The 1,286-nt window shown below is 68.6% G+C and carries 2 protein-coding genes; both read left to right on the forward strand.

What is annotated here, in order from left to right:
- The coding region (locus tag ABTZ59_RS37140; RefSeq protein WP_351425996.1) for a Uma2 family endonuclease at positions 1 to 421 on the forward strand (421 nt) is incomplete at its 5' end.
- Positions 422 to 465: 44 nt separating this feature from the next.
- A partial coding sequence (locus ABTZ59_RS37145; protein WP_351426001.1) for an aldo/keto reductase occupies positions 466 to 1,286 on the forward strand: 821 nt, incomplete at its 3' end.

Below are 1,286 nucleotides of genomic sequence, written 5' to 3' on the forward strand. Positions count from 1 at the left end.
GATCACCCTGGACATCGTGGAACAGTTGCGCGCCAAGTACCCGCGCAGATGCGTCAAGTCGGCCGTCCGCGTCGATTACCCGGGCCACCACAACGGCTTCGCCTCCGATGTCACCCTCGTGGCCGAAGGCGCCGGGAGATCACCCCGAGGTCTTTGGAGCTGCGAGGACGTCGAGTTCGTCGCCGAGGTCATCTCGGAGGGCACCGCGCACCACGACTACGGGCCGAAGAGGACGGCGTACGCCACCGCCGGGGTGGCCGCCTTCCTCATCGCCGATCCCCACCAGGGCAAGTGCCGTCTGCACTCCGAGCCGGTGGACGGCGAGTACCTCCGCGAACTGACGGTCGCCTTCGGCATGGACATCGACCTGACCACGCCGCTCGGGCTCGTCCTCAGGACCGGCGACTTCCCCCGCAACTGACCCGCCCTTGCCTTGAGCCCACTCCAAGCCGTTGGCTGGTGACCATGAAGTACACGCAGCTTGGACGCACGGGGCTCAAGGTCAGCCGGTTGGTTCTCGGGACGATGAACTTCGGGCCGCAGACGGACGAAGCCGGCAGTCACGCGATCATGGACGCGGCGCTGGACGCGGGCATCAACTTCTTCGACACCGCCAATGTGTACGGGTGGGGGGAGAACAAGGGCCGGACCGAGAGCATCATCGGGAACTGGTTCGCCAAGGGCGGCGACCGCCGGGACAAGGTCGTGCTCGCCACCAAGGTCTACGCCAACATGGCCGCCGAGGGCGACGCCTGGCCGAACCACGACAAGCTCTCCGCGCTGAACATCCGGCGCGCGGTGGACGCCAGCCTGAAGCGGCTCCAGACCGATCACATCGACCTCTACCAGTTCCACCACGTCGACCGGAACACCCCCTTCGAGGAGATCTGGCAGGCGGTCGACACCCTGGTCCAGCAGGGCAAGATCCTCTACGTCGGCTCCTCCAACTTCCCCGGCTACAAGATCGCCCAGGCCAACGAGGCCGCCGCCCGCCGCGGGGGCACCATCGGCCTGGTCAGCGAGCAGTGCCTCTACAACCTCGCCGAGCGCCGCGCCGAGATGGAGGTCATCCCGGCCGCGCGGGAGTACGGCCTCGGGGTCATCCCCTGGTCCCCGCTGCACGGAGGGCTGCTCGGCGGTGTGATCAAGAAGGAGGTGCAGGGCGGACGCCGTGCCTCCGGGCGCGCCGCGGACACCCTCGCCGACCCGGCCGCCCGCGCGCGCATCCAGTCGTACGAGGACCTGCTCGACAAGCACGGCCTGGAACCCGGCGAGACCGCCCTGGC

The sequence above is a fragment of the Streptomyces sp. NPDC094034 genome (assembly GCF_040303865.1).
In the GTDB taxonomy this organism is placed as follows: domain Bacteria; phylum Actinomycetota; class Actinomycetes; order Streptomycetales; family Streptomycetaceae; genus Streptomyces.